This is a genomic window from Streptomyces sp. CA-288835 (assembly GCF_050936385.1).
Classification (GTDB): domain Bacteria; phylum Actinomycetota; class Actinomycetes; order Streptomycetales; family Streptomycetaceae; genus Streptomyces.
Window position 1 is genome coordinate 1,943,371 of sequence record NZ_JBNJMW010000001.1, and the last position, 26,119, is coordinate 1,969,489.

The 26,119-nt window shown below is 70.9% G+C and carries 18 protein-coding genes; 3 read left to right on the forward strand and 15 right to left on the reverse strand.

The window, feature by feature from the left end:
- Positions 1-3 precede the first annotated feature (3 nt).
- From ACQEVY_RS08850 to ACQEVY_RS08885, 8 genes are all read right to left on the reverse strand, one after another.
- Positions 4-1,089 carry an ABC transporter permease gene (locus ACQEVY_RS08850; protein ID WP_432946562.1) on the reverse strand — a complete coding sequence of 362 codons (1,086 nt, stop codon included), beginning with the start codon at positions 1,087-1,089 and terminating at the stop codon, positions 4-6.
- Positions 1,086-2,687, reverse strand: a complete 1,602-nt coding sequence (locus ACQEVY_RS08855) for a sugar ABC transporter ATP-binding protein (protein WP_432946564.1) — start codon at positions 2,685-2,687, stop codon at positions 1,086-1,088. The genes ACQEVY_RS08850 and ACQEVY_RS08855 overlap by 4 nt, the downstream gene beginning before the upstream one ends.
- A gap of 114 nt (positions 2,688-2,801) precedes the next feature.
- Entirely contained in the window at positions 2,802-5,834 is a 3,033-nt protein-coding gene (locus ACQEVY_RS08860; RefSeq protein WP_432946566.1) for a SpoIIE family protein phosphatase, read from the reverse strand.
- A 134-nt stretch (positions 5,835-5,968) separates the two neighbouring features.
- Positions 5,969-6,478, reverse strand: a complete 510-nt coding sequence (locus tag ACQEVY_RS08865) for an O-acetyl-ADP-ribose deacetylase (RefSeq protein ID WP_432946568.1) — start codon at positions 6,476-6,478, stop codon at positions 5,969-5,971.
- A gap of 54 nt (positions 6,479-6,532) precedes the next feature.
- Complete coding sequence (locus ACQEVY_RS08870; RefSeq protein ID WP_432946570.1) at positions 6,533-7,951, reverse strand: phytoene desaturase family protein; 1,419 nt, start codon at positions 7,949-7,951, stop codon at positions 6,533-6,535.
- A gap of 374 nt (positions 7,952-8,325) precedes the next feature.
- A complete protein-coding gene (locus ACQEVY_RS08875) occupies positions 8,326-9,171 on the reverse strand; it encodes an inositol monophosphatase family protein (RefSeq protein ID WP_432946572.1) in 846 nt (281 codons plus the stop codon).
- Between the two features lie 94 nt (positions 9,172-9,265).
- Positions 9,266-11,104 carry a gamma-glutamyltransferase family protein gene (locus ACQEVY_RS08880; RefSeq protein ID WP_432946574.1) on the reverse strand — a complete coding sequence of 613 codons (1,839 nt, stop codon included), beginning with the start codon at positions 11,102-11,104 and terminating at the stop codon, positions 9,266-9,268.
- A 68-nt stretch (positions 11,105-11,172) separates the two neighbouring features.
- Positions 11,173-11,793 carry a DUF4232 domain-containing protein gene (locus ACQEVY_RS08885; protein ID WP_432946576.1) on the reverse strand — a complete coding sequence of 207 codons (621 nt, stop codon included), beginning with the start codon at positions 11,791-11,793 and terminating at the stop codon, positions 11,173-11,175.
- A 167-nt stretch (positions 11,794-11,960) separates the two neighbouring features.
- Here ACQEVY_RS08885 and ACQEVY_RS08890 point away from each other — a divergent pair, with 167 nt between their 5' ends.
- Positions 11,961-12,629, forward strand: a complete 669-nt coding sequence (locus tag ACQEVY_RS08890) for a hypothetical protein (protein ID WP_432946578.1) — start codon at positions 11,961-11,963, stop codon at positions 12,627-12,629.
- A gap of 29 nt (positions 12,630-12,658) precedes the next feature.
- On the opposite strand, the gene ACQEVY_RS08895 is transcribed toward ACQEVY_RS08890, so the two are convergent.
- The 7 genes from ACQEVY_RS08895 to ACQEVY_RS08925 form a co-directional block, all read right to left on the reverse strand.
- Positions 12,659-14,218 (reverse strand): NCS1 family nucleobase:cation symporter-1, encoded by a 1,560-nt coding sequence (locus tag ACQEVY_RS08895; RefSeq protein ID WP_432946580.1) that lies wholly within the window; start codon positions 14,216-14,218, stop codon positions 12,659-12,661.
- Between the two features lie 197 nt (positions 14,219-14,415).
- Positions 14,416-15,435: a TIGR03842 family LLM class F420-dependent oxidoreductase gene (locus tag ACQEVY_RS08900; protein ID WP_432946582.1), complete on the reverse strand. Its 1,020-nt coding sequence runs from the start codon at positions 15,433-15,435 to the stop codon at positions 14,416-14,418.
- An 11-nt stretch (positions 15,436-15,446) separates the two neighbouring features.
- Positions 15,447-16,850: a dihydropyrimidinase gene (gene hydA / locus ACQEVY_RS08905; RefSeq protein ID WP_432946584.1), complete on the reverse strand. Its 1,404-nt coding sequence runs from the start codon at positions 16,848-16,850 to the stop codon at positions 15,447-15,449.
- A gap of 99 nt (positions 16,851-16,949) precedes the next feature.
- Positions 16,950-18,239, reverse strand: a complete 1,290-nt coding sequence (locus tag ACQEVY_RS08910; protein WP_432946586.1) for an aspartate aminotransferase family protein — start codon at positions 18,237-18,239, stop codon at positions 16,950-16,952.
- The gene (locus ACQEVY_RS08915; RefSeq protein ID WP_432946588.1) at positions 18,236-19,078 is read right to left on the reverse strand and encodes a nitrilase-related carbon-nitrogen hydrolase; all 843 of its coding nucleotides are present in this window, start codon (positions 19,076-19,078) and stop codon (positions 18,236-18,238) included. Before ACQEVY_RS08915 ends, ACQEVY_RS08910 begins: the two co-directional genes overlap by 4 nt.
- Positions 19,079-19,865: 787 nt before the next feature.
- A complete protein-coding gene (locus ACQEVY_RS08920) occupies positions 19,866-21,422 on the reverse strand; it encodes a hypothetical protein (RefSeq protein WP_432946590.1) in 1,557 nt (518 codons plus the stop codon).
- Positions 21,423-21,595: 173 nt separating this feature from the next.
- Positions 21,596-21,847 carry a helix-turn-helix domain-containing protein gene (locus ACQEVY_RS08925; RefSeq protein ID WP_432946592.1) on the reverse strand — a complete coding sequence of 84 codons (252 nt, stop codon included), beginning with the start codon at positions 21,845-21,847 and terminating at the stop codon, positions 21,596-21,598.
- Between the two features lie 62 nt (positions 21,848-21,909).
- Between ACQEVY_RS08925 and map the strand changes: the two genes are divergently transcribed.
- Together map and ACQEVY_RS08935 are read left to right on the forward strand one after the other, a co-directional pair.
- A complete protein-coding gene (map, locus tag ACQEVY_RS08930; protein WP_432946594.1) occupies positions 21,910-22,677 on the forward strand; it encodes a type I methionyl aminopeptidase in 768 nt (255 codons plus the stop codon).
- Between the two features lie 709 nt (positions 22,678-23,386).
- The gene (locus tag ACQEVY_RS08935; protein ID WP_432946596.1) at positions 23,387-26,107 is read left to right on the forward strand and encodes an ATP-dependent Clp protease ATP-binding subunit; all 2,721 of its coding nucleotides are present in this window, start codon (positions 23,387-23,389) and stop codon (positions 26,105-26,107) included.
- The last annotated feature ends 12 nt before the right edge of the window (positions 26,108-26,119 follow it).

Consider the following 26,119-nt stretch of genomic DNA (forward strand, 5'->3'; position numbering starts at 1 on the left):
GGGTCATGGAGCGGTGCCCGCTGCGCCACCGTCCTGCTTCGGGGGGTACGGCGGTGGGGGCGGCCCGACGGGCGAATCGCGGGCCGCGATGGCGCCGGTGCGCAGGCGGCGGGCGGAGTAGCCGGCCAGGCCGACGGCGATGAGCAGGGTGCCGCCGTAGAACAGCGGGGTCGTCCAGAAGTCGGCGCCCATCTGGCCGATGCCGGTGAGGCCGACGGCGAGAACGGTGACGGCGACGACGGTGCCCAGGGCGTTGGGGCGGCCGGGTTTGATCGCGGTGGAGCCGAGGAGGGCACCGGCGAAGGCGGGCAGCAGGTAGTCGAGGCCGACGCTCGGATTGCCGATCTGCTGCTGGGCCGCGAGCAGCACCCCGGCGAAGCCGACGATCAGCCCCGATGCGGCGAACGCGTACACGGTGTACTTACGGGTCGGGATGCCGACGAGGTCGGCGGCGCGGGGGTTGGAGCCGATGACGTACAGGTACCGGCCGAGCGGCAACCGCTCCAGCACCAGCCAGAGGGCGACCGCGAGGGCGAGCACGTAGAAGGCGGGGACCGGAAGGCCGAGGAACGTGGAGTCGTAGAGGTCGGTGAAAGCGGCCGGGAGGCCTTGCGGGCCCGGGACGATCCTGCCTCCGCCCGTGATCCAGCCGGTCGCGGCGTACATCATGCTGCCGGTCCCGAGGGTGGCGATGAAGGAGTCGATGCGGCCGAACTCGACGATGACACCGTTGAGGACGCCCACCATCGTCCCCCCGATGATCACCGCGAGACAGGCGAGCGGCCAGGGCCACCCGACGTTGACGACGAGTTGCATCACCATGACGTGCGCCAGGCCGAGGCCGTAGCCGATGGAGAGGTCGAACGCGCCGGTCACGATGGGGACCATGGCGGCGAGCGCGAGGACGGCCGGGATCGACTGGGTGGACAGGATCGAGTCGACGGTGTCCGCGGTGGGAAAGGTGCGCGGCAGCGTGAGGGAGAAGATCAGGAAGAGCAGGGCGGTGAGGGCCAGGAGGCCGTACGTGCCGATGAGGTGCCCACCCGGCATGCCCGGCCGGTGCGGTGGGGACGGGGGCGAGGGGGTCATGAGGTCGTCGCGCTTCCGGAGGTTCCCGAGGCGGGCATGGCAGAAGCTGCCCGGGTGAGCCCGGCGACGGTGATGTCCGGACCGCTCAGCTCGGCCGTCACAGATCCGCGGACGAAGACCAGGGCACGTCGGCACACGCCCGCGACCTCCTCGAAATCGGTGGAGATGAGCAGCACCGCGAGACCGGCGGCCAGGGCCTCGTCGAGCAGGCCGTAGATCGCGGCCTTGGCGCCGATGTCCACGCTCGCGGTCGGCTCCTCGAGGATCAGCAGGCGCAGGCCCACCCGCAGCCATCGGCCGATCATGACCTTCTGCTGGTTTCCGCCGGAGAGGGTGGCGATGGGGGCCTCGCTGTCGCGGGGGCGCACCGAGAGCCGTTCGATCAGGGCGGCGGCCTCGGCGCGTTCGCGGCGGGGCCTGATCCAGTGCAGCGCCGGCAGGCCGCCCGCGCGGGGGTTGGCCAGGAGGTTCTCCCGTACGGTCAGCTCGGTGGCGCAGCCCTCCTGCTGTCTGTCGCCGGTCACGAAGCCGACACCGAGGCCGACGGCGTCGGCGACCTTGTGGGGGCTGTACCGCCGGCCGTCGAGCAGTACCCGCCCGTCGAGGAGGGGCCGGGAGCCGGCGAGGGCGCGGCCCAGGTCCATGTGTCCGGCACCCGAGAGGCCGACTAGGCCCAGGACTTCCCCGGCTTTGAGTTCCAGGCTGACCGGGCCCGCGCCGGCGGTCCGTACGCCGTCGAGGGTCAGTACGGGCGGGGCGTCGGCGGGGGCCGTGGCGGGGCGGCGAGCGAAGCGAGATGGGGGTTCCCCCGGACGGAGTCTGGGGGAGGTCAGTTCCTCGCCGACGATGTCGTGCACCAGACGGGCGGGGCTACGGTCCGCCAGCCGGCCGTGGCTGACGAGGTGGCCGTCGCGCAGGACGGCGAAGGTGTCGGCGACCTCGTACACCTCGTCGAGGCGATGGGTGACGTAGAGGATGCCGTGCCCGCGGTCGCGCAGGGCGTGCAGTACGCGGAAGAGCCGGGCGCAGTCCGCGGCGGGTAGGCGGGCGGTCGGCTCGTCGAGGACGATGAGCTTCGCCCGTCCCGCCAGGGCTCGGGCGATGGCCACCAGCGAACGCTCGGCGGGGCCGAGCCGGGCGATCGGTGCGTCGGGGTCGAGATGTGCGGCGACGATCCGCAGGGCGTCGGTGCAGCGTTCCCGGGTCCGCCGCCAGGAGATCAGTCCGGCGCGGCGCGGATAGCCGGTGCTCAGAGCGATGTTCTCAGCGACCGTCATCCACTCCACGAGACCGAGGTCCTGGTGGATGAAGGACATGTTGCTGGAGGCCGCGTGGGTCCCGAGCGGGTGACCGGCCACGGTGATCTGTCCCGCGTCGGCTCGGTGGACGCCGGCGAGCACTTTGATGAGCGTGGACTTTCCGGAGCCGTTGGGGCCGAGAAGGGCCAGGACGCTGCCGGCGTGGACATCGAGGTCGACCCCGGCCAGCGCGTGGGTTCCGCCGAACCGCTTGCCGAGCCCGCGGATACGGACCAGGGGTTCCGTGCCGGAGGGCGGGAGCGCCTCGTCAGAGGCGTCGGGAGCATCGTGCACGGACATCTCCCGGGGGTCGGCCTGACGGGTTCTTCCCGACTTTCATCAGGCATGCTAGCGAGGCAAATTGCAACATTTCAGGCATTTGACTGGCTGAACCGGTGCGCAGCACACACGCCCTCAGGCGCCGTCGATCCCGCATTCGGCCCAGATGACCTTGCCCTCGGGGGTGTAGCGGGTGCCCCAGCTCTGCGCCAGTTGCGCGACGAGGAACAGGCCACGGCCGCCCTCGTCGGTGGTGGCCGCCCGGCGCAGATGCGGGGCGGTGCTGCTGGTGTCGTAGACCTCGCAGATCAGGCTCGGACCGTGGAGCAGCCGTACCCGTATAGGCCCGGAGCCGTGGCGGATGGCGTTGGTGATCAGCTCGCTGAGCAGCAGTTCCGCGACGAACGCGGCCTCGTCGAGTCCCCAGTCGGCCAGCTGCCGGACGGCGGCGGCGCGGACGTCGCTGACGAGGGCCGGGTCGGCGGGCAGGTCCCAGTGGGCGATCCGGTGGAGGTCCAGCGCGTGGGTGCGGGCGACGAGCAGCGCGAGGTCGTCGGCGGGGTGGGCGGGTGCTACGAGGTCGAGGACCGCCTCACAGGTCTCCTCGGGTGTGCGCTCCGGGTGGGCCAGGGCTTTGCGTAGTCGGTCGAGGGACTCGTCGATGTCGCGGTTTCGGTCCTCGATGAGTCCGTCGGTGTAGAGGACCAGCTGGCTGTTCTCGGGAAGGTGGATCTCGGCGGTTTCGAAGGGCAGTCCGCCGAGGCCGAGCGGCGGCCCGGCGGGCAGGTCGGGGAAGGACACGGTGCCGTCGGGGCGGACCAGCGCGGGCGGAGGGTGACCGGCGCGGGCCAGGACGCATTGCTGCGAGGTCGGGTCGTAGATGGCGTACAGGCAGGTCGCGCCGATGATGCCGACGCCGTCGGCAGCGGGGTCCTCTCGGTCCAGGCGCCCCACGACGTTGTCGAGGTGGGTGAGGACTTCGTCCGGGGGGAAGTCGAGTTCGGCGAAGCTGCGTGCGGCGGTGCGCAGCCGGCCCATGGTGGCGGCGGAATGCATGCCGTGGCCGACGACGTCGCCGACGAAGAGGCCGATACGGGTGCCGGAGAGGGGGATCACGTCGTACCAGTCCCCGCCCACATCGGATTCGGCGGGCAGATAGCGATGGGCGACCTCTACGGCTTCCTGATCGGGCAGACCCTGCGGGAGCAGGCTCCGCTGCAGGGCGAGGACCATATTGCGTTCGCGTGTGTAGCGCCGGGCGTTGTCCATGGACAGCGCGGCGCGGGTGGCGAGTTCGTGGGCCAGCGCGCGGTCGTCGTCCCCGAAGGGGGTGGAGCCGTGCGAGCAGTAGAAGGCGGCGACGCCCAGGACGACGCCGCGGGCGACCAGGGGGACCGCGATGAGGGAGTGGACGTGGGTCAGCAGTTGCTCGGTGTGCTCGGGGTCCTGGGTGAGCCAGCCCGCGGCGGCCTTCAGGTCGGGTTCCAGCACTGCCTGCCCGCTGGTCAGACAACGCAGTTGAGGCGTGGTCGGACCGAACTCGACCCGCTTGCCGACCGGCCTGAAAGGAACGTCGTCGCGGATGCCGTGGACCACCGTACGGCGCAGATCACCGCCGGGGTCCGGGGACTCCTCGCCGCGTAGTACGGCATCGGGCAGGTCGATCGTGACGAAGTCGGCCAGTGCCGGAACCACCGTCTCGGCGAGCTCCTGGGCGGTGCGGCGCACATCCAAGGTGGTGCCGATACGGGCGCTGGCCTCGGACAACAACTCCAGGCGCCGCCGCGCCGCCAGTGCGTACGTCCCCACGTGCGGCTCGCCCACCAGCACGAGCCCTCTCGCGGGGGGTTGGGACTCGGGGTGGCCGTCCGTCGCGTCGGCAGCAGTAGCGGCGGCCATGACGCCCCCCGGGCTGTCCGTGGCGTCGGCAGCAGTGCCGGCCGCCACGACGCCCTGGCCGTCCGTGGGGCCGTGGCCGCTCGTGGGGACCTGGCCGCCTGTGGGGACCTGGCCGGAAGCGGCGTCGGGGAGGTGCCCGAGCAGCGGAGTGCCGGATGCAGCGTCGGGGAGGCGCCTGGGCAGCGGAGTTGCGGAGTGATGCCCGGCCGCCGGGGCGACGGGAGCGTACGACGCGGAAGGCGCGACGACAGTGCTGCCGGCAGGCTCGGCGTGAGGCCCGAGCGGCCCAGGCGGCCCGAGCAGCCCGTCGACCCGGAGCGGGACGGGGAGTGCCTGTCGCGGTGGAGGGCCCCGGAAGAGGGCCTCGATGGCGATGCCTTCCACTCCGGAGGCACTCGTCATCGGACGGCTCACCAGCGTCACACTCCGGCCGTCAGAGAGGGACACGTCGACGGCGGCACGCTGCCCGCCGGAGATCAGCTCGGTGGCCTTCTCCATGAGGAGAGCCTGGTCACGGGGACGCAGCTCACGGGCCAGTTCGTCCACTCCGACGCCTTGCTGAACGCCGGCGGCGGCATCGCCGCAGGTGCTCAGGTAGGTCCCCAGCAGAGCGCGCTCACGCGCGGAACTCTGCTCCAGCAGTCGGCGCTCGATGGCTTGGGCCGCCTTGCGTATCACGGTGACGAGCGCCGGGTCCTCGGCGCTGCGCGGATAGCCGAGACACAGGACGCCTTCGATACGCCCGCTGAGCGGGTCGCGGACAGGAATCGCACGGCAGGCGCTCCCCTGCGAGCGCTCGGCGAAATGCTCGGCACCGTGGACCCGGATGAGTTGCCGCTCCGCCAACGCGAGACCGATGCCGTTGGTGGCGGCGAACCGCTCGGCGAACACGAACCCCGGGACGCGCTGGATCGCCGGGAGGCTTCTGGCCAAGTCCGCCTCTCCGAAGCGGCGCAGAAGGACCGTCCCGCTCGCATCCGCGACGGAGATGTTCATCGCGCTGCCCGCGAACATGGACTGCAGCCGGTCGAGCACCGGACCTGAAGCGCGGACGAGCCGCCCGTCCCGGTCGAAGTCCTCTCGGAAGGGAAGGTCCGCCTGATCCGGTGAGAGACCCAGGAACCTGGAGCGCTGCCATGAATCCAAGATCGACTTTCGTACGCCCGAATCGACCGGCTCACCCTGCAGAAACCGCTCACGAGAACGGGCGGACGCAGTGCCGCCTGTCGCACGCCACGTCCGCATCGCTTCCCCGTCGGACCGAACCACGCGCCACCTCGCTCCCGTCCCCGTTCCCGTTCCCGTTCCTGACCGTCCACCATTCCGAAATATCGCTGCATTTACGACAATACGGGCATCAGGAATACGAGTCACGGTCCGCAAGAAACCGAACCCTGCTTACGTCAGCGGAGCTGCGCGGCGAACGCGTCGTAAGACCGCTCGTCGAAGAGGACGAATCGGGCCTCCTCGACCGAGGTGGGCGTGGCCCGCACCGTCTCGATGGCGATCCGGGCGCCGTCGTCGATCGGCCAGCCGTAGATGCCGGTGGAGATCGCGGGGAACGCGATCGTACGGGCGCCGAGTTCGTCGGCGACCCGCAGTGACTCCCGATAGCAGGAGGCGAGCAGGTCCGAGCGGTCCTCGCTCTGGCTGTACACCGGGCCGACTGTGTGGATCACCCAGCGGGCGTCGAGTTCGCCCGCGGTCGTGGCGACCGCCTGTCCGGTCGGCAGGCCTTTGCCGTACTGGGAGGCGCGGAGCTTGCGGCACTCGTCGAGGATGGCGGGGCCGCCGCGCCGGTGGATGGCTCCGTCCACGCCTCCGCCGCCGAGCAGCGAGGAGTTCGCGGCGTTCACGATGGCGTCGACGGACTCCTGCGTGATGTCGCCCTGGACGAGTTCGATGGCGGTCATGACTCGCGCAACCTCCTCCGTACGGTCATGACTGGCGCAACCTCCTCCGTACGGTCATGACTGGCGCAGCCTCCTCCATACGGCCTTGGCGGCGTTGTGTCCCGACATGCCGTGCACGCCCGGCCCCGGCGGGGTGGCCGAGGAGCAGATGAACACGGCCGGATGCGGTGTGCTGTACGGGAACAGGGACAGCCGGGGCCGCAGCATCAGCTGCAGTCCGGAGGCCGCGCCGCAGGCGATGTCACCGCCCACGTAGTTCGCGTTACGGGCGGCGAGCTCGGGCGGGCCCGCCGTGGCACGGGCCAGGACACGGTCGCGGAAGCCCGGCGCGAACCGCTCCAGCTGGCGCTCGATCGCGTCCGTGAGGTCGCCGGTCCAGCCGTTCGGCACATGGCCGTACGCCCAGAAAACCTGCTTGCCGTCCGGCGCCCGGGAGGGGTCGACGACGCTGGGCTGCACGGTGATCAGGAACGGTGCGTCCGGCGCCCGGCCGTCCCGCGAGGCCGCGCGCAGGGCGGCGCCGATCTCGGCCGTGTTCGCACCGATCTGCACCGTCCCTGCGCGGCGGGCCTCCTCCGCCGCCCAGGGCACCGGCCCGTCCAGCGCGTAGTCGATCTTGAAGGCGCCGGGCCCGTAGCGGTAGCGCTCGTAGTACCGGCCGAAGCCCGCGATCCGGCTGAGGGCGGCGGGCGAGGTGTCGAAGACGTATGCGCGCGCGGGCGGCAGGTCGTCGAGGCGCTTGACCTCGTAGTCGGTGTGGACGGTGCCGCCGAGGTCCTTCAGGTACGCGGCGAGCGCGTCGGAGATCGACTGGGAGCCGCCGCGCGCCATGGGCCAGCCGCCGGCATGCGCGGCCAGCGCGAAGACGAGACCGACGGCGCCGGTCGCGAAGCCGCCGAGCGGGGCCATGACATGCGCGACCAGACCGGCGAACAGCGTCCTGGCCCGCTCGTCGTGGAACCTGCGCGTCAGCCAGGTCGAGGGCGGCAGACCGACGAGACCGAAGCGGGCGAGGGTGACCGGGTCGCGCGGCAGCGCGGTGAGCGGCAGGGACATGAAGTCCCGGACGAGCGTGTCCCATCTGCCGGTGAAGGGGTCGACCAGCCTGCGGTACGTCCCCGCGTCCCGCGGCCCGAAGGAGGCGGCCGTCTCGGCCACGGACCGTGACAGCACGGCCGCCGTGCCGTCCGGGAAGGGGTGCGCCATGGGCAGGTCGTGGTGCAGCCACTCCAGTCCGTACCGACCGAGCGGCATCGCCTTGAACGCGGGCGAGTTGACGCCCAGCGGGTGCGCGGCCGAGCACGGGTCGTGCCGGAAGCCGGGCAGCGTCAGCTCCTCGGTGCGGGCGCCGCCACCGACCGTCTCACGTGCCTCGAAGACAGCCACACTGAAGCCGCGACGGGCCAGCTCCACGGCAGCGGTCAGTCCGTTCGGCCCCGCACCCACCACGACCGCATCGAGCATCGACGGCACCTTCGGACTCCTTTGTCAGCCGATGGCCATTCGGGATCAGGATATGCCGGGGCGGTGACGGTCCCCGGGCGCGGGTGGTCGTCTCCGGCCATCCGCTGGGGCTGTGACAGTCCCTGGGCGCGGGTGGTCGCCTCCGGCCATCCGCCAGGGCCGTGCCAGTCCCCGGGCGCGGGTGGTCGCCTCCGGCCATCCGCCGCGACCTGCGGCCCGAGTGCATGACAGAGGCCCGAGCGCAGACAGCCGCCCGAGTACCAGCGGCGGTCTGAGCACAGGCAACGGCCCGCGGGGTAGTCCGACGGCGGGCCAGGTCGCCCGCGGGTCAGTCAGCCCGCGAGGCAGTCCAACCGCCGGGCCAGGTCGCCCGCGGGTCCGGATCAAGCCCCGTCCGCCAGCAACGCCGCCACCCGCCGAGCCGTGTCCGCGTCCCGCGCCGCGGTGAACGGCAGGACGTTGCCCCCGGTTATACGAAACGGCTCGCCAGCGCGCGTCAGATGCGCACCGCCCGCCTCCTCGACCAGCAGCAGGCCGGCCGCATGGTCCCAGGCGGCTTCCCAGGAGAAGCCGGTGGCGTCCAACTCCCCGCGGGCAACGGCCAGATACTCGAGCCCGGCGGAGCCGCAGGGCCGGGTCCGCACGCCCTCTGTGCGCAGGCCGAGAAGGGCGCGCTTCTCTTCGTCGGTCGTGAAGTCCGGGTGGGACGTGGCCACTTCGAGCGGGCGGTCCGGCGCGGGCGAACCGGAGCGCAGGGGCACTCCGTCGAGAGCGGCGCCCCCGCCCCGTATCGCCGTGGCGAACAGGTCGAGCGCCGGAGCGTACGTCCAGGAGGCGAGCACCTTGCCGCCCTGCGCGAGCGCGACCAGGGTGCAGAAGCCGGGGTTCCCGTGCACGAACTGCCGTGTCCCGTCGACCGGGTCGACGATCCACACCGGCGCCTCGCCCTGGATCGCCTCGTACGTCAGCGGGTTGGCGTGCACCGCTTCCTCGCCGACCACGACCGAGCCGGGCAGCAGGGCGCCGAGCGTGGCCGTGAGGTACTCCTCAGCCTTGCGGTCGGCGTCCGTCACCAGGTCGTGCGGGCCGGTCTTCTCGTCTACCTCGTGCGCGGCGAGCTGCCGGAAGCGCGGCATGATCTCCGTCGCCGCCGCCTTGCGGACCGCTTCCTCCACGTCGGACGTGCCGTGCGCGAGAAACTCTTCGATGGTTTCGCTGTCTTCGATCACCACTCCATGAGAGCACGCGGCACTGACAATCCTCACCCGGCCGGTGCACTCCGGGTGGAATCGCCATGAACACCCCAACCACCGAGGCGTCAGGTCAGCGTCCGACCGCGTACCCCTGCATCCCCCGCGGATTCGCCGCCGCCGACAGCACCCCGCTCTCCGGGTCCCGCGCGACCGCGCACAGCCGCCCCTCGGACCAGGGCGGTCCGACCTGCACGTCGTGGTCCCGGCGATGCAGTTCATGGGCGATGGCCGGGTCCATGCGGGCCTCGACGGTGACGCTGCCGGGGCGCATGCCGCGCGGGTAGAAGGAGCCGGGGAAGCTGTCGTTGTGCCAGTTCGGGGCGTCGATCGCGCCCTGGAGGTCGAGCCCGCCGCGCACTTCGGAGCGCAGCGCGACGGTGAGGAAGAAGTGCAGTTGCCATTGGTCCTGCTGGTCGCCGCCGGGTGTGCCGAACGCCATGACCGGCACCCCGCCCCGCAGCGCGAGTGACGGCGTGAGCGTCGTACGCGGACGGCGGCCGGGCGTAAGGGAGTTGGGCAGCCCTTCCTCCAGCCAGGCCATCTGGAGCCGGGTGCCGAGCGGGAAGCCCAGCTCCGGCACGACCGGGTTGGACTGCAGCCAGCCGCCGCTGGGCGTGGCGGCGACCATGTTGCCCCAGCGGTCGACGACATCGAGGTGGCAGGTGTCGCCCCGAGTACCGCCGTCCGCCGAGACGTCGGGCTCCCCCGGCAGCGGCGACGTCGGGCTCTTGGCCACCGTCGGCTCCCCCGCCCCCGGCGTCGCGAGCGGATTGAACTCCGCCTCCCCGGTGGCCACCACGCGCGCGTGCTCGCTCAGCCGCGGAGTACGTCCCCCAGGGCTCCCGGGCCGCAGTTCGTACGAGGCCTTCTCCCCGACGAGCGCCCGCCGCCCCGCGTTGTACTCCTCCGACAGCAACTCCCCCACCGGTACGTCGGCCGCGTCCCCGTACCAGGCCTCCCGGTCGGCCATCGCGAGCTTGCAGCCCTCGATCAGCAGATGGACGTACTCCGTGGAGCCGTACCGCGGCAGCTCGGGCGGCAGCAGGGCCAACTGCTGGAGGAGAACCGGCCCTTGGCTCCAAGGGCCCGCCTTGCACAGGGTCCAGCCGCGCCAGTCGTACGTCACCGGAGCCTCGTAGGACGCGGCCCAGGAGGCCAGGTCGGCTGCCGTCAGCGTGCCCGCGTGGCGCTCGCCGCTGGTGTCCATGGTCGGCCGCGCCGCCTGCCGTACCAGTGCCTCGGCGATGAAGCCCTCACGCCAGATCCGCCGCGCGGCCTCGATCTGCGCGACCCGGTCACCGCCCGCCCGGGAGGCCTCCGTGATCAGCCGCCGCCAGGTCGCGGCCAGCGCCGGATTCCGGAACAGCTCGCCCGGCCGCGGGGCTCGGCCGCCCGGCAGATACACCTCGGCCGACGAGGCCCACTCGGTCTCGAAGAGCTCCCGTACGGTTTCGACCGTCTCGCCGACGCGCTCTACGGGAGGGTGCCCGTCCTCCGCGTATCCGATGGCGTACTTCAGGACGTCCGCCAAGGTCTTGGTGCCGTGGTCCCGCAGAAGCAGCATCCACGCGTCGAAGGCTCCGGGAACGGCGGCGGCGAGCGGTCCGGTACCGGGTACGAGATCCAAACCGAGTCCCCTGTAGTGGGCGATTTTCGCCCCGGCCGGCGCCACGCCCTGCCCGCACAGCACCCGGACCTCGCCGCCCGCCGGGGCCAGGATGATCGGCACCTCGCCCCCGGGCCCGTTCAGATGGGGCTCGACGACGTGCAGTACGAAGCCCGCGGCGACGGCGGCGTCGTACGCGTTTCCGCCGTCCTCCAGCACGGCCATCGCCGACTGCGAGGCGAGCCAGTGCGTGGAGGACACCATGCCGAAGGTGCCCTGGAGCGTGGGACGGGTCGTGAACACGGGCGACTCCTCACTGCCGGGCAGGCGTCCGAAGATCGTACGTACCCGTCCGCGCCCCCGAGTACCCGCTACTCCATCGGCTTCCAGGGCGACGTCCCCAGGACGTTGTCGGGGCCGATGTCGAGGGCCTGCTCGGGGCGTACGGTCACGGTCTCGTGCCCCTTCTGCGGGGTGACCCGGAGGTACACACCGTCCTCGGCGTGCATCCGCCAGACCAGGCCCGCCTGCGCGGTCTCACCCGGAGCGAGGGTCAGCGGCTCGGGGCCAGGGCCGCCCGAGGCCATGGGCACCTGGTCCGTTCCCTCGACGGTCCGCACGTCCGGGAACGGTTCGCCCGCCTCGTCGAGAACGGTGACGGACGGGTAGCCGTTCAACTCGAAAGGCCGCTCACCGCAGTTGGTCAGCGTGAGGGTCATGCCACGCAAACCCATGGCGCCGTTGATCAGACCCGTGCCCAGGCGGACACCGGACGACGGGCAGCCACCCGCTGCCTGGACGGGCACAGACGCGGAGGACTCGGGCACCGGGGCGGCCGACACGGCGGGCGGTGTCGAGGACGGCCTCGGCCCGGGGTCCGGATTGCGCTCACGTTCCAGCTCGGCGGAGAGCCCACACCCGCTCGCACTCAGCGCCAACAGGCAGACGAGCACGGCGGCATACGGGGACGACCTGCGGCGTATCGCGATCACGCGCCGATCCTCGCACGCACCCCCCGGCGGAAGGATCCACTCCGGAGCCTGTGGCCGCGCGGTCACGGAGCGAGTTCGGGCTACCGCCTCACTGGGAGGCATGTGACACTGGCGTACCGTCCGCAGTGTGGCCCCCTCCGCACCCGTCCCCTCACGAGAAGTGCGCCGTGCGTTCTCTTCCTCTGCCGCTCGCCCTCACCGCGCGTCTGCTGCCGGTCGCCGTGCTCGCCTCGGCGGGCTGGGCGCTGGCGTCCGGGCCGTTCGCAGCGTCCCCGGCCGGGGACGCGGATGACAAGGCGGCCTCGGACAGACCCAGTGCGTCGCCGTCCGCGCCGTCCACGGCGGCGGCGACCCGGACGTACCGCGTGTCACCGAAGCCCTGCCTGGGGCTCGGGGAGAAGACAGTGAAGTCGCTGGTGCCGGGCGCCAAGGCGGCCGGCAAGGAGATCCCGTCGACCAACGAGTCGGTGCGCCGCACCTGTTCATGGAACGCGCTCAAGGAGTTCGACTACCGCTGGCTCGACGTCTCGTACGAGATCAAGAAGAGCGACCAGATCGCCGCGACGGCCTACAAGGAGCGCGTCGCGAAGCACGGCGGCGGAGGGGCGGTCCCCGGTCTCGGCGACGAGGCGTACTCCGTGGTGAACCTCACCACCGAGGACAAGCAGCAGACGCGCGAAGGCATGGTGATCGTCCGCGCGTCCAACGCGATGGTGGTCATCACGTACAACGGCAGCGACTTCGAGTCGAAGAAGGCGCCCAGTACGGACGAGATCAACAAGGGCGCCATCAAGGCGGCCAAGGAGGCGGTGGCCGCGCTGGAGAAGGCTCAGTAGAGCCGTTCTCCAACGCGCCCGCACCACCGTCAGACGGCGTCTTGAGGCTGGGGCTCCCGCTCCCTGCCGCCCATCAGCACCACGTACAACACCAGCGACGTGGCCAGGCCCACCGCCCAGCCGTAGTCGGCGAGCGGCTTCACGAACGGGATCAGTCCGTCGACCGGGAACGGCCCGTTCTTCTGGCCCTCGGCGTTCACCGTCGAGTACGAGCCACCGACGGCCAGCACGCCGCCGACCGCGAAGGCGGCGACGGCCTTCCAATTCCAGCCGGACGAGTACCAGTAGCGGCCGCCGGGCGTGTACAGGTCCGCGAGATGGAGGACCGTACGGCGGACTATCCAGTAGTCGGCGATCAGGATGCCCGCGACCGTGCCGAGCAGCCCGCCGACCACCCCGAGCCAGGTGAAGATGTAGAACTCGGGGGTGGAGATCAGCTTCCACGGGAAGATCAGGATGCCGATGACACCGGTGATCAGCGCGCCCGTACGGAAGTTGATGAACTTCGGGGCGAGGTTGGCCAGGTCGTACGCAGGAGACACCACGTTCGCCGCGATGTTCACGGAGATCGTCGCGATCAGGACCGTGATCAGGGCGAAGAGCAGGCCGAAGGTGTTGTCCGCCTTGGCGGCGAGGACAACCGGGTCCCAGATCGCCTCGCCGTAGACGACCTCGGAGCCGGAGGTGACCATCACGGCGAGGATCGCGAACAGCGTCATCGTCGTGGGCAGGCCCAGCGACTGGCCCCAGGTCTGCGCTTTCTGGCTGGCGCCGAAGCGTGTGAAGTCGGGGATGTTGAGGGACAGGGTGGCCCAGAAGCCGATCATGCCCATCAGGGACGGGAAGAAGACCGGCCAGAAGTCGGCGCCCCAGCCAAGCTGCGAGGGCTGCGACAGCAGCTGACCGAAGCCGTCCGCCTTGACCGCGATCCAGATCAGCAGCACGAAGGCGCCGACGATCACGAAGGGCGCGGCCCAGTTCTCGAAGTGCCGCAGGAAGTCCATGCCGCGGTAGATGATCGCGATCTGCAGGGCCCAGAAGAGAAGGAAGCACAGCCACAGCGGCCACGGATTGCCCGCGATCTTGCTCGCGCTCTCCCACTCACCGCCGGTGAGCTTGGAGCCCAGCGCGAAGATGCCACTGCCGCCGATCCAGGTCTGGATGCCGAACCAGCCGCAGGCCACGGCCGCGCGGATCAGCGCCGGGATGTTGGCGCCGCGCAGCCCGAAGGAGGCGCGGGCTAGCACCGGGAACGGGATGCCGTACTTGGGTCCGGCGTGCCCGGTGGCCAGCATCGGCAGCAGCACGATGACGTTGGCCAGGGCGATGGTGAAGACGGCCTGCTTCCAGTCCATGCCGAGGGCGACCAGGCCGGAGGCCAGGGTCCAGCTGGGGATGCAGTGGGCCATGGAGATCCACAGGGCCGCGAAGTTGTACGTCGTCCACTTACGCTCGGAGACCGGAACGGGACGCAGGTCCTCGTTGGCGAAGGGGCTGTCGGCGGGGAAGGCGCCGGGGGCGAGTTCGATCCGGCCGTTGGCGTCGGTGGTCTGGCTCGGCGGCGGACCCGTGGGGACGGTTTCGGTCATGGGCAGGCCAATCAAGGGAGGCGGGAAGGGAGTTGGCCGTGCGGGGGCCTGGCCGGCGCCGGAGCGAGGCAGGGCGGCGTGGGACATGCCTGCCCACCCGTGGCGTCGCCCACCCCTCCCCGGGACGGCGAGGAGGGGGGACACAGTGTGGGGAGTTGGGGAGGAAGAGCGGTTGTGAGGCGGATCAGGAGTTCAGCTCAGGCGTTCAGCGCGGGGATGACCTTCTGGCCGTACGCGTCGATCACGGCCTCCTGCGCGTCATGCATGTCGTACACGGCGAACTGGTCGACGCCCAGCTCACGCAGCGCGTTCAGCTTCTCCACGTGCTTCTCGACCGGGCCGATGACGCAGAACCGGTCGACGATCTCGTCCGGCACGAACTGGGTGTCCGGATTGCCGCTGCGCCCGTGGTGCGAGTAGTCGTACCCCTCGCGTGCCTTGATGTAGTCGGTGAGCGTCTCCGGAACCACGGCGCCGTCGGACCCGTACTTGGACACCAGGTCCGCGACATGGTTGCCGACCATCCCGCCGAACCAGCGGCACTGCTCACGCGCGTGCGCGAGCGCCTCCGGCGAGTCGTCCTCGGTGACGTATGCCGGGGCGGCCACGCAGATCTTGACCTCGGACGGGTCACGACCGGCCGCGACCGCCGCGTCCTTGACCGCCTTCACCATGTACTCGGTCAGATACAGATCAGACAGCTGGAGGATGAAGCCGTCGGCCTCCTCACCGGTCATCTTCAGGGCCTTCGGACCGTACGCGGCCATCCAGACCGGGAGTTCGGCTCCGGGCTTGATCCACGGGAACCTGATGACGGTGCCGCCGAGGTCGGCCTCCTCACCGCTGCCCAGCGCCCGGATCACCTTCATGGCCTCGCTGATACGGGCCAGGGTGTTGGGCTTGCGGCCCGCGACCCGCATCGCGGAGTCACCGCGGCCGATACCGCACACCGTCCGGTTGCCGAACATGTCGTTGAGCGTGGCGAAGGTCGATGCCGTGACCTCCCAGGTGCGGGTGCCCGGATTGGTGACCATCGGGCCGACCTTCAGCTTCGACGTGTTCGACAGGATCTGGCTGTAGATCACGAACGGCTCCTGCCAGAGCACGGCGGAGTCGAAGGTCCAGCCGTACGTGAAGCCGTTACGCTCGGCCCGCTTCATCAGGCTGATGACACGGGAGGCGGGCGGGTCGGTCTGCAGGACGAGTCCGAAGTCCATGGGCGCCGCTCCTAGTTGAGGTACTGACAGGTGGAGCGCGGGGTGTAGACACCGTGACCGGCACGTCCGGTGAACTCCCGCTCGGTGATGACGAGTTCGCCCCGCGAGAGGACCGTCTCGACGCGGCCGGTGACGCTCTTGCCCTCGTACGCCGAGTAGTCGACGTTCATGTGATGCGTCTCGGCGGACATGACCTGCTCGGCCCCCGGGTCGTAGATGACGACGTCCGCGTCGGCGCCCGGCGCGATCGTCCCCTTCTTCGGGTACAGGCCGAACATCCGGGCCGGAGTGGCGCAGGCGATCTCGATCCAGCGGCGGCGGGTGATGTGCCCGTCCACGACGGCCTGGTGGAGGAGGTCCATACGGTTCTCTACGCCCGGCAGACCGTTGGGGATCTTGGAGAAGTCACCGCGGCCGAGCTCCTTCTGGCCGACGAAACAGAAGGGGCAGTGGTCGGTGGAGACGACCTGGAGATCGTTCGTACGCAGTCCCCGCCACAGGTACTTCTGGTGCTCCTTGGGGCGCAGCGGCGTGGAGCACACGTACTTGGACCCCTCGAAGTCCGGCTCCGCGAGGTTGTCCGTGGACAGGAACAGGTACTGCGGGCAGGTCTCGCCGAAGACGTTCAGACCCTCGTCGCGCGCCCGTGCCAGCTCGGCGACTGCCTCCTGCGCCGAGACGTGCACGACATACAGCGGGGCGCCCGCGACCTGGGCGAGCTTGATGGCGCGGTGGGTGGCCTCAGCTTCGAGGAGCGCCTTCCGCACCTCGCCGTGATACCTGGGATCGGTCTCTCCTCGCGCCAGCGCCTGCTCGACGAGGACGTCGATCGCGATGCCGTTCTCGGCGTGCATCATGATCAGTCCGCCGTTCTCGGCGGAGCGCTGCATGGCGCGCAGGATCTGGCCGTCGTCGCTGTAGAAGACGCCGGGGTAGGCCATGAACTGCTTGAAGGAGGTGACGCCCTCCTCCACCAGCAGGTCCATCTCCTTGAGGGTCTCCGCGTTGACGTCCGAGACGATCATGTGGAAGCCGTAGTCGATGGCGCATTTGCCGTCGGCCTTGGCGTTCCAGGCGTCCAGGCCCTCGCGCAGCGAGTGGCCCACCGTCTGCACGGCGAAGTCGACGATCGTCGTGGTGCCGCCCCAGGCCGCGGCCCGGGTGCCGGTCTCGAAGGTGTCGGAGGCGAAGGTGCCGCCGAACGGCAACTCCATGTGCGTATGGGCGTCGACGCCGCCCGGGATCACGTACTTCCCGGTGGCGTCGATGGTCCGCTCGGCGGTCCAGGCCTCGGCGGCCGGGGTGCCGGAGGCGGCGAGGGCGGCGATACGGCCGTCCTCTATCAGGACGTCGGCGTGGATCTCGTCGGACGCGGTGATGACGAGGCCACCGCGGATGACGGTACGACTGCTCATGGTCCTCTCCTTGGTCGCGGTGGTGGGTGCTGATGACGTACGGATCGCCCGGCGCCGTCCGGATCGACGGACGGCGCCGGGACGACCGTCATCGATGTCCTACGGGGCGCTCCGCAGCGCGCGCTCGAGGATTGCGGCGCCCTCTTCGGCCTCCGCGACGGTGAGTGAGAGCGGTGGGGCGATGCGCAGGACGCTGGTGTTGTGGCCGCCGCCCTTGCCGATCAGCAGGCCTTCCTCGCGGGCCACTTCGAGTACGGCGGCGGCCGCGTCCGGGTCGGCCTCGTCGGTGCCGGGCTTCACCAGCTCGACGCCGATCATCAGGCCACGGCCACGGATCTCGCGTACGCCCGGATGCTGCGCGGCGATGGCCCGCAGCCGCTCGATGAGCATGCCGCCGACGCGGCGGGCGTTGCCCTGGAGGTCGTGTTCGAGGAGGTACGTGAGGTTGGCGTTCCCAGCGGCCATCGTGACCGGAGAGCCGCCGAAGGTCGAAATGGAGTTGGAGTCAAGGCAGTTCATGACCTCGGCTCGGGCGACGACACCGCCGATCGACATACCGTTGCCGATGCCCTTGGCGAAGGTCAGCATGTCCGGCGGTCCAGAGGCGCCGTGGGCCTGCCAGCCCCAGAAGTGGTCGCCGGTCCGGCCCCACCCGGTCTGCACCTCGTCGGCGATCCACAGGATGCCGCGCTCCTGGAGCACCTCGCGGAAGGCCGCGTACAGTCCGTCCGGCGGGGCGGTGAAGCCGCCGACGCCCTGAATGGGCTCGGCGATCAGGGCCGCGGGCGCGCGGACATGGCCGAGCAGGTCCTCCAGGTCGGCGACGCAGGCCGCGATGAACTCGGCGTCGCTGAGCTCGGTGTACGGGCCGCGGGTGCGGAGGCCGCCATGGACGTACAGCGTCTGGAGCGGCGAGAGGCTGGTCGGCGACCAGCCCTTGTTGCCGGTGATGCCGACAGCGCTGAACGAACGGCCGTGGTAGCTGTTGCGCATCGCCAGGATCTGGTTGCTCTGCCGGTACGCGGTCGCCAGCAGCAGCGCGGTGTCGTTGGCCTCCGTGCCGGACGTCGTGAAGAAGACGCGGGCGTCCGGGATGCCGGACAACTGGGCGATGCGCTCGGCGAGTTCGACCATCGGCCGGTTGAGGTAGAGCGTCGAGCTGTGGATGATCCGCCCGGCCTGTTCGCTGACGGCCTTCGTCACCTCGGGGAGCGCGTGCGCGGTCATGGTGGTCAGAATCCCGCCGAAGAAGTCGAGGTACTTCTTCCCCGCGGCATCCCAGACGTAGCGGCCCTCGCCATGGGTGATCTCGAGAGGATCGGCGTAGTAGAGGGCGAGCCAGTCAGGGAGGACTGCCTTGTGGCGGGCGAACAGATCCAGGTCACTCATGGCTGCACCAGTCCCTCGTAGGCGTCGGGCCGGCGGTCCCGGTAAAAGGCCCACTGCTGACGCACCTCTTCGATCAGATCGAAATCGAGGTCGCGTACGACAAGCTCCTCCGTCTTGTCACTCGCGGTCTCGCCGACGAACTGCCCGCGGGGGTCGACGAAGTAACTCGTCCCATAGAAGTCGTTCTCCCCGTACTCCTCCTGGCCGACGCGGTTGATCGCGGCGATGAAGTACTCGTTGGCGACGGCGGCGGCGGGCTGCTCCAGCTGCCAGAGGTAGGCGGAGAGGCCGCGGGAGGTGGCGGAGGGGTTGTAGACCAACTGGGCGCCGTTGAGGCCGAGTTGGCGCCAGCCCTCCGGGAAGTGGCGGTCGTAGCAGATGTAGACGCCGACCTTGCCGACGGCCGTGTCGAAGACGGGCCAGCCGAGGTTTCCCGGTTTGAAGTAGTACTTCTCCCAGAAGCCCTTGACCTGGGGGATGTGGTGCTTGCGGTACTTGCCGAGGAAGGTGCCATCGGCGTCGATCACGGCGGCCGTGTTGAAGTAGAAGCCGGACTGCTCGACCTCGAAGACCGGGACGACGATGACCATGCCGGTTTCGCGCGCGAGCTCCTGCATACGGGTCACGGTCGGGCCGTCCGGTACCGGCTCGGCCCACTTGTAGTGTTCCGGGTCCTGCACCTGGCAGAAGTACGGCGCGTTGAAGACTTCCTGGAATCCGATGACCTTCGCGCCCTGACGGGCCGCTTCGCGGGCGTGTTCCTCGTGCTTGGCGACCATGGATGCGGTGTCGCCGGTCCAGGTGGCCTGGACCAGGGCGGCACGTACGACGTTGGCCATGAGCTTGCTCCTTCGACCGGTCGACCGGGCGTCAGCGGCTGCGCCTGCGTCAGCGCCTCTACGCCCGTAGACGCTGGAGCCCCGAAAGTAAGCGGAGCCGCTGCGCTCGGCAAGACCATCGGCGTTAACCGGTGGAGTCGATCATGTTTCTTCCTCCGGTTGGGGTTGCCTCTGGCGGTTGGGTTGGTCGCGCAGCCGTACGGGGTGCCTCCGGCGGTTGGGCGGGTGCGGCGCCGTTGTGGCTGGTCGCGCAGTTCCCCGCGCCCCTGGGGTTTGTGGTGGGTGCGGGGCCGGGTCGGGGGTGTCCGTCCTCGGACCGGCGCGCGTTGCTGTTGGCTGGTAGAGGGTGCCGGTGTTGGCGCGCCGGCCGCTGCGGGCGCACACCCCCGCCCCGTCCCCTTGCCGCCGCGGGCGGCCGCGGGGCCATGGGGGTACGGGCTCCCTCCGGGCGGCCTTTCCGGACCGCGGGCTGCTCGGGCGCAGGCGCCTTCCGGGCCGGGGTTTTCGGTTCGCTTGATCGTCGGGGTGCGGGCAGTCGCAGGCTTTTCAGGGGCGCGGGGAACTGCGCGACCAGCCACGACGCACCCGCAGCCGCGACACGACTGTCACCCCCCACCCCGGTAGGCACCCCACCCCACCCGCCGTAGGCGCCCGACCGGCCGGAGGCAGGGGGGCCTGGGGGCGGAGCCCCCAGTTTCGGGAAGGGGCGGGGCTGGGGAAAGGAACCGCCAACGACGGGCCGCAGTCGCCCATGGCCCCCCCCCGGTGGGCGCCGGACCGCCAGGGGTCACCCCGTGTAACCAGCTACGCGCAACGCATGGACCAAGTCCCAGTGGCGTTCCTCCGAGACGGCCTTGGAGGCCGAGAGGAGGAGCGGCGCGAGACGCGCCGGGTCGGGGGCCGCGCTGCGGGCCGCCTCCTCAGGCGTACGAACGCGCACGTACGCATCGAGGAGCGCACGAACCTCCCGGTCACGCCCCTCGTCGGCAAGCGCCAACACCGCCTCGCCGATCTCCGAGGCAGGCCGCGCGACACCCTGTCGCAGCATCTGCCGACCATCGGCGGCACGCCCCGCGGCGGCAAGCGCATCGGCCGCCGCAACCAACCGATCGGCCGGCAACGAAACCGCCTCCCACAACAACGTGGCCCAATCCGCCCCCAGCCCCGCACGATGCAACTCGGCAGCGAGAAGAGGAAGCCGGGCCGCAGGCCAGTACGCGGCCTCGGCCAGCAGCGCATGCGCCTCCCCGCTGTGGCCCTCACGCCGAAGCCGTACAAGCCGCTCGACGGTCTCGACCGTGGCCCGCCGCGCCTCGTCGTCCAAGGCCTCACGCCGCCCCGCCGGCTGACGCGGCGCCGACGGCCGAGAATCCGCTTCCTCGGCGACCCCCGCGTAACGAACCCCCCGCGGACTGCGGTCCGCGGCGACAGGCGCAGCCATATCCGGTACGGCGCTGGCCCCGGGATCCGCTTCCATCCCGGCGAAACGGGCACTGCCCCGCGGCCGCCGTTTGGAGCGCTGCTTGCCCGCTTTGGGGGCGGGTTCGGAGGGCGCGGGACGGGCGTCGGCCGCGGAGGGCCGGTCGTCCGACGCCGTGGCGTGCTCGGGTGAAGGTGCGGAGGAGGCGGACCTCGGTGTGTCCACGCCGACGTCGGGCTCCCAGGCGGCTCGCCGCGCGGTCGAGTCCCGCCAGATGTCGGGCCAGTCGTCCGCGACCGACTCCTGATGCCGCGCGCCCACGCGCCCGCCGGCGGCACGGTCGTCGGCCTCCTCATCGACCCAGACGACACCCCCGCCGTCCCCTGGAGGGATCGTCATCGCCTGACCGCCCGTCGTCCGGCGGTCCAACTCCTCCATCCGGGACCGGATTTCGGCGCAGCGGGCGGTGGCGCGTTCGTGGTCGTCGCGGGCCCAGGCCAGGTCGAGGCGTATGGAGTCGGCCTCTTCGCGGGAGGCGGCGGTGCGCAGGGCGTGGGTCAGTTCCACCTGGCGTTCGGCGGCGTAGCGCTGTTCGCGGAGCATCACGTCAAGGCGGTCACCGAGGGCCTCCCGGCCGCCGGGCCGGGCGTCGTACGCGGCGAGTGAGGCCTGGTGCAAAGCACGCGCCCGCTCGGTCTCCTGGGCGGCGGCCCGGTCGCCGTATGCGATCGCGAGGTCCTGGAGGAGCGCCTCCACGACGTCCCAGGGCGGCACTTCCCAGCCATCCATACAGGCCCGCATCCCGTCGGGATCGCGCTGCCAGAACACACCGCACCACCCGCCGCCCTGGTCGAGCCGGGTCAGCAGTCCCTTGAGATACTGCGCGAACTCCCGCACCTGCCCCGGGAGTTGATCCACCGCCATTACGTTCACCCCACGCCGGCCTGGAGTACTCCGTTCCGGTAGAAAACACCATTCATGTTACGGATGCGCTACGAGAGGTTTTCGGACCGGACGCAGAGTGCTCCGCGCAACTCGGAACTTGACGTGCGCGGTTCGACTTCGGAGGCCGCCAAGTCCCGTATACGCGAAGGACGCTACACCCCGGCCGGCGCGCACCTCCCCACGATCTCGTCCATCGACAGACCCAGCACTCCGGCCAGTGCCGCCACGGTGAAGAAGGCGGGGGTCGGGGCACGGCCGGTCTCGATCTTGCGGAGCGTCTCGGGGGAGAGGCCCGCGCTGGCGGCAACCTCCGCCATGCTGCGGCCGCCACGGGCCTCACGCAGCAACTGGCCGAGCCGCTCGCCGCGTTCACGCTCTTCGGGGGTCAGGGGGGTGCGTACCATGCCCACCATACTAATACCGGTGAGCGGTATAGTAATGGGCGCCGACCGGTATAGTAATTGGCATGGTGGAACTCAAAACAGACACGTCGATCGACGCCATGTACGAAGCAGGCCAGGTTGTGGGCCAGGCCCTCACGGCGGTACGGAAGGCCGCTGCCGTGGGCGTATCGCTGCTGGAACTGGACGAGGTCGCCCACGACGTCCTGCGCGCCGCGGGTGCCGGCTCCCCCTTCCTCGGTTATCGGCCCTCCTTCGCGCCTACGCCTTTCCCGGCGGTTCTGTGCACCTCGGTGAACGATGCGATCGTGCACGGGATCCCGACCGGGTACCGGCTGCGTGACGGTGACCTGGTTTCCGCCGACTTCGGGGCCGAACTGGGGGGCTGGGTCGGCGACTCGGCGATCAGTTTCGTCGTGGGTCGGCCGCGGCCTGCCGACGTACGCCTCGTGGAGACGGCGGAGCGTGCGCTGGCGGCAGGCATCGAGGCGGCTGTCGTCGGCAACCGTATCGGCGACATCGCCCATGCCGTCGGCACGGTGTGCCGGGCGGCGGGCTACGGCATTCCTGACGGCTTCGGTGGCCACGGCATCGGGCGGCGTATGCACGAGGACCCTCCGGTCCCGAACGAGGGCCGTCCCGGTCGCGGCTTGCCCCTCCGCCACGGCATGGTCCTGGCGATCGAGCCGATGCTCATCGCCGGCGGCACCGACGGCTACCACGCCGCCCCGGACGGCTGGACCCTCCGAACCAACGACGGCTCCCGTGCGGCCCACGCCGAACACACGGTGGCCATCACGGACTCGGGCCCACGGGTTCTGACGGCCCGCTGAGGGCCCCATCGCGGCGGTTCTTTTCCCCAGCCCCGCCCCTTCCCGAAACTGGGGGCTGCGCCCCCAGGCCCCCGGCCGGGGGTGGGGCGCCTACGGCGGGGTCGGTGGGTGGGTTCACGGGGTGGGTGAGTCGCCTACCGCGGATGGGTGGGGTGCCTACCGGGGTGGGGGTGACAGTTGTGTCGCGACTGCGGGTGCGTTGTGGCTGGTCGCGCAGTTCCCCGCGCCCCTAAAAACCTGCGACTGCCCGCACCCAGAAGAGCCAGCGAACCGAAAAAGCCCGCGCCCCGTACCCGCCCGCGCCCCGTACCCGCCCGCGCGGGAAAGCCCGGGCCCCGAACTACCCGCGGCTTCCCTCCGGTGGGAGGGGACGTGGGCCGGTGCGTCCTATGCCCGTCGCTTAGCTTCGGTCTGGGCACACCAGAACCCTGTACCAGCAAGGGGCCGTATGCCCCGTTGGCGACGGGCTGACGCACCGGACCGCGGCCCCGCACCCACCGACCACCCAAGGGGCGCGGGGAACTGCGCGAGCAACCACCACGCACCCGCACCCGCCTAACCGCCGGAGGCACCCCGCCGGGCCGCGCCACCAGCCCCAACGAACCCGCACCAAAAAACGAACCCCCATCCACCCCCGACCCCCCACGTGTAACCGCCGGAGGCCTGGGCACTCGCGAGCCCGACGGCAAGTCGACAAGCGAGGATGGCCATGACCAGCGGCTTCCCAGGCGCGGAGGGGTACGGACCGGACCCCTTCGGAGAATTCTTCGCACGCTTCTTCGGGGGTGGGCCCCGCCCCGCTCCCCGGCATATCGACATAGGCCGGCTGATGAGCGGCCCGGCGCGCCAGCTGGTGGCCACCGCCGCGACCTACGCCACCGAACACGGCAGCACGGACCTGGACACCCAGCACCTCCTCCGCGCCGCCCTCGCCGTCGAGCCCACCCGAAGCCTGCTGGCCCGCGCCGGCGCCGACCCCGACGCGCTGGCCACCGAGATCGACGAGCGCGTGGGCCCGCCCGACAGCAGGTCCGGCGACCAGTCCGCCATCAAGCCCGACCAATCACCCACCCGCCCCGAGAACCGCCCGCAGAACCGGCCCGAGGACCGCTCCGCAAGCGGACCCAACGACCGTCCCAACGGCGGTCCCGACGGCCGCCCCGACCGCCCCCACACCCCCCTCGGCATCACCCCCGCCGTAAAACGCGCCCTCCTCGACGCCCACGCCCTCGCCAGGGCGGAAGGCGTCGGCTACATAGGCCCCGAACACGTCCTCAGCGCCCTCGCCGCCAACCCCGACTCCGCAGCCGGGCACATCCTGAACGCCGCCCGGTTCAACCCCTCCCCCCGCCCGCCCGAGGGCTCGGCCCCGGCGGCAGGCGCCCCCGCGCACCCCGAGCGGGCGCGCTCCTCCCCAACCCCCACCCTGGACAAGTACGGCCGCGACCTCACCGACCTCGCGCGGCAGGGCCGTATCGACCCGGTCATCGGCCGGGACATGGAGATCGAGCAGACCGTCGAGGTGCTGTCCCGGCGCGGCAAGAACAACCCGGTGCTGATCGGCGACGCGGGCGTGGGCAAGACCGCCATCGTGGAGGGCCTCGCGGAGCGCATCGCCGACGGCGATGTGCCCGATGTCCTCGCCGGCCGGCGGGTCGTCGCCCTGGACCTGTCGGGCGTGGTCGCCGGGACGCGCTACCGCGGCGACTTCGAGGAGCGGCTGACCAACATCGTCGACGAGATCCGGGCGAACTCCGACGAGCTGATCGTCTTCATCGACGAGCTGCACACCGTCGTCGGCGCCGGAGGCAGCGGCGAGGGCGGCTCGATGGACGCGGGCAACATCCTCAAGCCGCCGCTGGCCCGCGGTGAGCTGCACGTGGTGGGTGCCACGACGCTGGCGGAGTTCCGCCGGATCGAGAAGGACGCGGCCCTGGCGCGCCGGTTCCAGCCGATCCTGGTCCCCGAGCCCTCCCCATCGGACGCGCTGGAGATCCTGCGCGGCCTGTCCGACCGGTACGAGGCCCATCACCAGGTCCGCTACACAGACGAGGCCCTGGTCGCCGCCGTGGAGCTGTCCGACCGCTACATCACGGACCGCCATCTGCCGGACAAGGCCATCGACCTGATGGACCAGGCGGGCGCCCGGGTGCGCCTGCGCGCCCGGACCAAGGGCACCGACGTACGCGCCCTGGAGCGTGAGGTCGAGCAGCTCACCCGGGACAAGGACCAGGCGGTGGCGAGCGAGCAGTACGAGCAGGCCACGCAGTTGCGCGACCGGATCAGCGAGCTGAAGGCGAAGATCGAGGCGGGGCGTGACGGGGAGGCCGACGAGGGGCAGCAGCTCGAGGTCACCGCCGAGGCCATCGCCGAGGTGGTCTCCCGGCAGACCGGTATCCCGGTCAGCAGCCTCACCACCGAGGAGAAGGACCGGCTGCTCGGCCTGGAGGAGCATCTGCATGAGCGGGTCGTCGGGCAGGACGAGGCGGTCAGGGTCGTGGCCGACGCGATTCTGCGCTCCCGGGCCGGGCTCGCCAGCCCGGACCGGCCGATCGGCAGCTTCCTCTTCCTCGGCCCGACCGGGGTCGGCAAGACGGAGCTGGCCCGTGCGCTGGCGGAGGCCCTGTTCGGCAGCGAGGAGCGGATGGTGCGCCTGGACATGAGCGAGTACCAGGAACGGCACACCGTCAGCCGTCTCGTCGGCGCCCCGCCCGGCTATGTCGGCCATGAGGAGGCGGGGCAGCTCACCGAGACCGTACGGCGGCATCCGTACTCGCTGCTCCTGCTCGACGAGGTGGAGAAGGCCCACCCCGACGTCTTCAACATCCTGTTGCAGGTGCTCGACGACGGCCGGCTCACCGACGCGCAGGGCCGCACAGTGGACTTCGCCAACACCGTGATCGTGATGACGAGCAATCTCGGTTCCGAGGCGATCACCCGCGGTACCGGCCTCGGGTTCTCCGCGCGCGATGCCGAGGCCGACGAGCAGGCCCGCCGTGAGCAGATCCTGCGCCCGTTGCGTCAGCACTTCCGGCCGGAGTTCCTCAACCGGATCGACGAGATCGTGGTCTTCCGGCAGCTCACCAGCGATCAACTGCACCGCATCACCGAGCACTTGCTGGATCAGACGCGGCAACGGCTGCTCGCCCGGGACATCACGGTCACCTTCACCGAGAACGCCGTCGACTGGCTCGCGCAGCGCGGACACGAGCCCGAGTACGGCGCCCGGCCGCTGCGCCGCACCATCCAGCGGGAGATCGACAACCGCCTGTCCCGCCTCCTCCTCGACGGCCGGCTCCCGGCGGGCAGCCGGGTGACGGTGGACATCGAGTACGGCGAGCCGGTGTTCCGCACGGACGAGAGCACCGCCGGCAACACCGACGACAGCAAGGGCGGCAGTACCGACGAGGCCGGTCAAGCCGAAGGCTGAGCTACGGCAAGA

Coding starts and splice junctions, on each gene's coding strand:
- ACQEVY_RS08850 (WP_432946562.1), bottom strand. CDS start 1,089: ATGACCCCCTCGCCCCCGTCCCCACCGCACCGGCCGGGCATGCCGGGT.
- ACQEVY_RS08855 (WP_432946564.1), bottom strand. CDS start 2,687: ATGTCCGTGCACGATGCTCCCGACGCCTCTGACGAGGCGCTCCCGCCC.
- ACQEVY_RS08865 (WP_432946568.1), bottom strand. CDS start 6,478: ATGACCGCCATCGAACTCGTCCAGGGCGACATCACGCAGGAGTCCGTC.
- ACQEVY_RS08895 (WP_432946580.1), bottom strand. CDS start 14,218: ATGACCGAAACCGTCCCCACGGGTCCGCCGCCGAGCCAGACCACCGAC.
- ACQEVY_RS08900 (WP_432946582.1), bottom strand. CDS start 15,435: ATGGACTTCGGACTCGTCCTGCAGACCGACCCGCCCGCCTCCCGTGTC.
- hydA (WP_432946584.1), bottom strand. CDS start 16,850: ATGAGCAGTCGTACCGTCATCCGCGGTGGCCTCGTCATCACCGCGTCC.
- ACQEVY_RS08910 (WP_432946586.1), bottom strand. CDS start 18,239: ATGAGTGACCTGGATCTGTTCGCCCGCCACAAGGCAGTCCTCCCTGAC.
- ACQEVY_RS08915 (WP_432946588.1), bottom strand. CDS start 19,078: ATGGCCAACGTCGTACGTGCCGCCCTGGTCCAGGCCACCTGGACCGGC.
- ACQEVY_RS08920 (WP_432946590.1), bottom strand. CDS start 21,422: ATGGCGGTGGATCAACTCCCGGGGCAGGTGCGGGAGTTCGCGCAGTAT.
- ACQEVY_RS08925 (WP_432946592.1), bottom strand. CDS start 21,847: ATGGTACGCACCCCCCTGACCCCCGAAGAGCGTGAACGCGGCGAGCGG.
- map (WP_432946594.1), top strand. CDS start 21,910: ATGGTGGAACTCAAAACAGACACGTCGATCGACGCCATGTACGAAGCA.
- ACQEVY_RS08935 (WP_432946596.1), top strand. CDS start 23,387: ATGACCAGCGGCTTCCCAGGCGCGGAGGGGTACGGACCGGACCCCTTC.